This is a genomic window from Lamprobacter modestohalophilus, assembly GCF_016583905.1.
GTDB classification, from domain to species: Bacteria; Pseudomonadota; Gammaproteobacteria; order Chromatiales; family Chromatiaceae; genus Lamprobacter; species Lamprobacter modestohalophilus.
The window spans coordinates 40,374-46,822 of record NZ_NRRY01000042.1 but is presented as its reverse complement, the minus strand read 5'-3'; the positions used below and the strand labels follow the sequence as shown (position 1 = coordinate 46,822).

The 6,449-nt window shown below is 62.8% G+C and carries 6 protein-coding genes; 4 read left to right on the top strand and 2 right to left on the bottom strand.

Annotation, left to right across the window (positions count from 1 at the left end; translation table 11 throughout):
* Positions 1–90: 90 nt before the first annotated feature.
* Together CKO42_RS19455 and CKO42_RS19450 are read right to left on the bottom strand one after the other, a co-directional pair.
* The gene (locus CKO42_RS19455; protein WP_200247655.1) at positions 91–402 is read right to left on the bottom strand and encodes a nucleotidyl transferase AbiEii/AbiGii toxin family protein; all 312 of its coding nucleotides are present in this window, start codon (positions 400–402) and stop codon (positions 91–93) included.
* Complete coding sequence (locus tag CKO42_RS19450) at positions 395–634, bottom strand: hypothetical protein (RefSeq protein WP_200247653.1); 240 nt, start codon at positions 632–634, stop codon at positions 395–397. The genes CKO42_RS19455 and CKO42_RS19450 overlap by 8 nt, the downstream gene beginning before the upstream one ends.
* A gap of 199 nt (positions 635–833) precedes the next feature.
* On the opposite strand from CKO42_RS19450, the gene CKO42_RS19445 reads away from it, so the two are divergent.
* From CKO42_RS19445 to glcF, 4 genes are all read left to right on the top strand, one after another.
* Entirely contained in the window at positions 834–2,162 is a 1,329-nt protein-coding gene (locus tag CKO42_RS19445; RefSeq protein ID WP_338034959.1) for a four-carbon acid sugar kinase family protein, read from the top strand.
* Positions 2,163–2,178: 16 nt separating this feature from the next.
* Complete coding sequence (locus tag CKO42_RS19440) at positions 2,179–3,663, top strand: FAD-linked oxidase C-terminal domain-containing protein (protein WP_200247648.1); 1,485 nt, start codon at positions 2,179–2,181, stop codon at positions 3,661–3,663.
* Positions 3,664–3,838: 175 nt separating this feature from the next.
* Positions 3,839–5,122, top strand: coding sequence for a glycolate oxidase subunit GlcE (gene glcE / locus CKO42_RS27515; RefSeq protein WP_242479548.1), 1,284 nt, complete (start codon positions 3,839–3,841; stop codon positions 5,120–5,122).
* A 7-nt stretch (positions 5,123–5,129) separates the two neighbouring features.
* Positions 5,130–6,419 (top strand): glycolate oxidase subunit GlcF, encoded by a 1,290-nt coding sequence (gene glcF / locus CKO42_RS19430; protein WP_200247647.1) that lies wholly within the window; start codon positions 5,130–5,132, stop codon positions 6,417–6,419.
* Positions 6,420–6,449 lie beyond the last annotated feature (30 nt).

Sequence of the window (6,449 nt, the reverse complement as noted above, 5' to 3'; positions counted from 1 at the left end):
CGCGCGGATTCCATCAGGGCGCGAGGAGCGATCACGCCACCTCATCACGACGCCGGATATATGGCCGCAACGTTTCCTTCTGCTGAACAGTCAAGTGGCTCTTGCATCGCGGGGCGGACCATATATGCGGATGCCGTAGCGATCGGCGCGCACATCGCGCATAAGCTGAGGAGTTGTCCTGAACAGAGCGCCGAGGGATTGATTCGTGACGGTGCTGCGCAGTTGTCGATAACCTGGGCCGCTGGCGCAGAGGAAGTCGATATCGACTGATTCGCGGTATTCGTCGAGCAGCAGCGCAGCGCAGGTGCCACCGCCGAAACAGCAGCCGGCGTCGGCCAGGAAGCGATCATCCATCATCTCGAGCAGTTGAAGGATGCGGCGATGGTGCGGGCGTTCAAACATTCATGACACCCTGCCCGTAGCAAGCGGTGAGGTGCTCGATCAGGGCTTGCTCGTCGGCGGTCAGGTTGGCGGTATCAACGTGCCGCCATTCTCGTTCGTACAGCGAGAATGCCTCGTCCTCGGGCATCCAGTCTTGATGGAGCTGCCAGGCGAGTAGGCGGAGATTGGGGTAGCGCTTCAGTTCAATCGTCGGGATCGCTCGCTGCCCGCTGGGGTGTTCGCTGTGGATCATGGCGTTGCCGGGAAGCCTTGCTGTAAAACGATCACGCTAGCATGCTGTGGCCTGCGATGCGATTGGATGAACGGAACGGGGCCTCTGGTGTGGTTTTTACAGAGTGTCCCACAGGCTGCGGGTGACTTGACGAATGCGGGGATGGTTTTCACATCAGCGAAAGCTGACAAGGTTGACAAGGCTAGCTATGACGGACGCTGTGACAAAAATTATTGCGATCGATGACGACCCCACGGGCTCGCAGACGGTGCATGGCTGTCTGCTGCTGACGCGCTGGGATGTGGAGACGCTGCTGGAGGGGCTGCGGGACGCATCGCCGCTGTTCTTTGTGCTGAGCAACACGCGCGGCATGGATGCCGAGTCGGCGGCGCGAATCACCCGGGAGATCTGCGTCAATCTGCGCACCGCCTTGACGCGCATGGACGAGAGCGGAGCGCCGATCCAGCCGCTACTGTTGAGCCGTTCGGATAGTACCCTGCGCGGTCATTATCCGGTCGAAACCGATGTGATCGCCGAAGAGCTCGGCCCCTTCGATGCCCACTTCCTGGTGCCTGCCTTCTTCGAAGGTGGGCGCGTGACCCGCGATGGCATCCATTATCTGATCGTCGATGGCGAGCCGGTGCCGGTGCATGAGACCGAGTTTGCGCGCGATTCGGTGTTCGGCTTCAGCACTGCATTCTTGCCCGACTATGTGCAGGAGAAGACCAGCGGACGGATCAGCGCGGCGGAGGTCGAGCGATTCTCGCTCGCCGATGTGCGCGGCGATTTAACGGATCGCTTAATGAACCTGGACGGCAATCGCTGCTGCGTGGTGGATGCCGAGCAGCAGTCCGACCTAGACGGCTTCGCGCGGCAACTCGTGGCGGCGGCGGGGCAGGGCAAGCGGTTTCTGTTTCGCAGCGCGGCGAGCCTGTTGACTGCCCTAGCCGCCCTGCCACCGCAGCCGGTGCCGGCGGCCGAGATGGCGACCTTTGTGCGCGGTGGCCGGCCGGGTGTGGTGCTGATGGGCTCGCATGTCGGCAAGTCGACGCGGCAGTTGCAGCATCTGCTGGCGGAGACCGATGCGGTGGGCTTGGAGATCGATCTCGATCACCTTGACGAGACCGACGGGCCTTACCCTTTAGTGGCCGACTTGATCGCATCCGTTGAAGCGGCACTGCAGCAAGGCCGCGGCGCGGTGCTCTACACCAGCCGTGGCGAGCGGCAGTTTGCGACCAAGGCAGAGCGCTTGGCCTTTGGTGATCAGGTCGCGGATCTGCTGGTGCGGATTGGTCAGCAATTGCCAGCCGACATCGGCTTTTTGATCAGCAAAGGCGGCATCACCTCGAACGACACCCTGAGTAAGGCCTTGGCATTGCGCACCGCGCGCGTGCTCGGGCAGGTGCATGCCGGCTGCTCGGTGGTGCGCTGCCCCGAGGATCATCCGCGTTTCCCAAATCTGCCGGTGGTGATCTTTCCGGGCAATGTGGGTGGCGATGAGACCTTGACCGAGGTGTATCAGACGCTGACCACTCGGGCTGCTGCTTGAATCGCCGAGACCATTCATGTCCAGAATCCCTGACGAACGCCCGCTAAACCCGAAACCTGAGGTCATCACGGAGCTGCGTCGGCTGTTGCCCGCGGCAAGTGTGCTCGCGACCGAGGCCGAGCTAGCGCCTTACGAGTGCGATGGACTAAGCGCTTTCCAGCAGCGGCCGCTGGTGGTGGCGCTGCCGGAGACGGTGGAGCAGGTACAGCAGATCATGCGTCTCTGTCATCGCCTGGAGGTGCCAGTGGTCGCGCGTGGCGCGGGCACTGGGTTGTCCGGCGGTGCGCTGCCGCTCGCCGATGGGGTGCTGCTGTCGCTGGCGAAATTCAATCGGATCATCGATATCGATCCTGCAAACCGCAGCGCGAAGGTGCAGCCAGGTGTGCGCAATCTCGCTATTAGCGAGGCGGTGGCTTCGCATGGGCTTTATTACGCGCCGGACCCTTCATCGCAGATCGCCTGTTCGATCGGTGGCAATGTGGCCGAGAACTCAGGTGGCGTGCATTGCCTGAAGTATGGGTTGACGGTGCACAACATTCTCAAGCTGAAGCTGGTCAGTGTTGAGGGTGAGCTGTTCGAGGTGGGCTCCGAGGCGCTGGATTCGCCGGGGCTGGATCTGTTGGCCTTGATGACCGGCTCGGAGGGGATGCTAGGCATCATCGTCGAGGTGACGGTGAAGCTGTTGCCGAAGCCAGAGCGGGCGCAGGCCCTGTTGGCGTCGTTTGATAGCGTCGAGCGGGCCGGGGCGGCGGTGGCCGAAATCATTGGGGCCGGAATCATCCCGGCCGGTTTGGAGATGATGGACAATCCTGCGATCCGGGCGGCCGAGGCCTTTGTCCATGCCGATTATCCGGTCGATGCGGCGGCGATCCTGATCTGTGAGCTGGATGGCTTCAACGCCGAGGTCTCTGTGGATGTGATGCGGGTGCGCAAGCTGTTGCTCGATGCGGGGGCGACCGATGTGCGCACCGCGGCGGATGATGCCGAGCGCCTGCGATTCTGGAAGGGACGCAAGGCGGCGTTTCCGGCGGTCGGCCGGATCTCGCCCGACTACTACTGCATGGATGGCACCATTCCGCGCCGGCAGTTGGGGCCGGTGCTGAACCGTATTGCTGAGCTGTCGGCTGAATCTGGGCTGGCGGTGGCGAATGTGTTCCACGCCGGCGATGGCAATCTGCATCCATTGATCCTCTACGATGCGAACAACCCCGGCGAGCTGGAGAAGGCGGAGGAGCTCGGCGGCGCCATCCTTGAGTTATGCGTGGCGGTGGGCGGCACGGTGACGGGCGAGCACGGCGTGGGCGTGGAGAAGCTGAATCAGATGTGCGTGCAATTCAATAGCGCGGAATTGACGCAAATGCACGCGGTCAAGGCGGCCTTTGATCCGAAAGGGCTGTTGAATCCGGGAAAGGCGGTGCCGACCTTGCATCGCTGCGCGGAATTCGGCGCCATGCACGTCCATCACGGTGAGCTCAAGTTTCCCGAGCTGCCAAGGTTTTGAGTTCGAGGCGCTGCAGTGAAAGAGATCGACGTCGTTGAAGGAGTTCAGCAGATGGGTCACTGGCTGGATTCAGTTGCGGTTGAGACCATTCCTGCGCTGAGCGATGACGTGCATCTCTGAAATGCTCGATTTCGATTGATGGGAAGAGTTGACAGAAACATGGCGCATGAATTCGATGGCTGAACAATTAGATGCGAACACTGAGCAGGCGATCGTCGAGCAGGTCACTGCCTCGCGCTCGGCGGGAACTGCGCTGACGATTCATGGCGGCAAGACCAAGGCCTTCTACGGCAATCCGGTGTCGGCTGATGCTGAGCTGGATTGCTCGATTCACCGCGGTGTCATGGCCTATGAGCCGACTGAGCTAGCGATCACCGTTCGAGCTGGCACGCCGCTGGCCGAGGTCGAGGCGCTGCTTGCCGAGCAGGGACAGGAGTTTCCGTTTGAGCCGCCGCATTTTGGCGATCAGGCGACGATCGGCGGGATGGTGGCGGCGGGGCTTTCAGGGCCGCGGCGGCCCTATGCAGCGAGTGTCCGCGATGCGGTGCTTGGCGTTCGGGTGCTGAATGGCAAGGGCGAGGTGATGGACTTCGGCGGGCGGGTGATGAAGAACGTCGCCGGCTACGATCTGTCGCGCTTGATGGTGGGCTCGCTCGGGGTGTTAGGCGTGTTGCTGGAGGTGTCGATCAAGGTGATGCCGCGGCCGTTAGGGCGAATCACCCTGGTACAGGAACAAGATCAGCCGAGTGCGCTGGCGTTGATGCAGCGCTGGGCTGGGCAGGCGCTGCCGATCACGGGCACGGCCTGGCTGAATGGTTGGCTGTATGTGCGGGTGGCCGGGAGTGAGGAGGCGCTGAGCGAGACGCAGCGCATCCTCGGCGGTACCCCGATGGCGAATCAAGAGGCCGATGCCTTCTGGACTGCGATCCGCGAGCAGCAGTTGGATTGCTTTGTCGGTGAGCGAGCGTTGTGGCGGGTCTCGGTGCCGCCGGCAACGGCAGCGGATGCGATTCCGGGCGCTGACCTGATCGAATGGGGCGGCGCCTTGCGCTGGTTGCGCAGCGAGGTTGGCACGGCGGTTGATGCTGATCATGCCAGTACTGTAGGTGCCATCAGTGATGCTGGAGCGAGAATTGGCTCGGAATCGGAATCGGAATCGGAATCGGAATCGGAATCGGAAGCCGGAGCCGGAGCCGGACGCGGAACTGTCTCCAGTGCAAGGGCCTGTGTTGCAACCGGCGGCGACGTTGGGGCTGATGGCGTATCGGCAGAAGCGGTTCGGGCCTTAGCCGCAGCGGCCGGTGGGCATGCGACGCTGTTCCGCGCGGCGGCAAGCATCCCACTGCCGAGTGACGGCGTTTTCGCGCCGCTGAGTCCTGTCGCATTGCGGCTACATCAGAATCTGAAGCAGGCCTTTGATCCAGACGGCCTCTTCAATCCCGGCCGGCTGTACCAGTGAGCCAAGCATGCAGACCCGACTGATCCCTGAGCTACTGGCGACCTCTGACGGACGTGAGGCTGATCGCATCCTGCGTAGCTGCGTGCACTGTGGTTTCTGCACTGCCACTTGCCCAACTTATCAGTTACTGGGCGATGAACTGGACGGCCCGCGCGGGCGCATCTATCAGCTGAAGCTGGCGCTCGAGGGCGAGACGCCGACGCGGAGCACGCAGCAGCATCTTGATCGCTGCTTGACCTGTCTGAACTGCGAGACCAGCTGTCCGTCGGGGGTCGAGTATCACAAGCTGGTCGAGATCGGCCGCGAGCGGATTGAGCGTATGGTGCCGCGACCCATTCATGAGCGGCTCATGCGCTGGGGCCTGCGTAAGGTTTTGCCTTATCCGAGCCGGTTCGTGCCGCTGCTGCGCATTGGGCAATGGCTGAGGCCGTTGCTGCCGCAGCGATTGCGTAGCAAGGTTCCGGTTGCGTTGTCGCGACGGCCGCGCACTGTGGTAGGCGCCGCAGCGAGAGAAGCGACACCGGTAGGCCTCGCACCCCGGCGGGTGCTGATGCTTGATAACTGCGTCGAGCCAGCGCTGACGCCGGCAACGGTTTCGGCGGCGAGACGCGTGCTTGCAGCGCTCGGTATCGAGGTTGTTCAGCCTACCGGTGGCGGCTGCTGCGGTGCGATCAGCCAGCATCTGGCCGCGCCAGACGAGGCCAAGCGCTTCATGCGCCGCAACATCGATGCCTGGTGGTCGGAGATCGAGCCGAGCGATCCTAAGCAAACACCGGCTGGGGCCATTCTGATCACGGCGAGCGGCTGCGGAGCGGTCGTTAAGGATTACGGGTGGCATCTCCGCGATGATGCAGCCTACGCCAAGAAGGCTGCTCGTGTATCAGCCCTTGCGCGCGATCTGAGCGAGCTGCTCAGCGCTGAGGATCTAGCCCGGCTGCCGAGTCCATTCGCGCGTGACGTGCCGCGGCGGATTGCCTTCCATCCGCCGTGCACGCTGCAACACGGCCAGCGGCTGATGGGCCGGGTTGAGGCGCTGCTCAGAGGCGTCGGTTTCGAGCTAACTCCGGTGCGGGATGCACATAGCTGCTGTGGCTCGGCCGGTACCTATTCGATCCTGCAGGCCGAGTTATCGAAGCGGCTGCAGGCCGATCGTCTTGATGCCTTGCAGGCGGGCGCGCCAGCGCTGATCGCGACGGCCAATGTTGGCTGTCAGACGCACCTGGCCGCGGCAGCCGATAGACCGGTTTTGCACTGGATCGAGCTCTTCGATCCGCAGCGCGGATCGGTGCTCGGATGAGCGATAGCAGATCCTGAATAGCCCATTCTG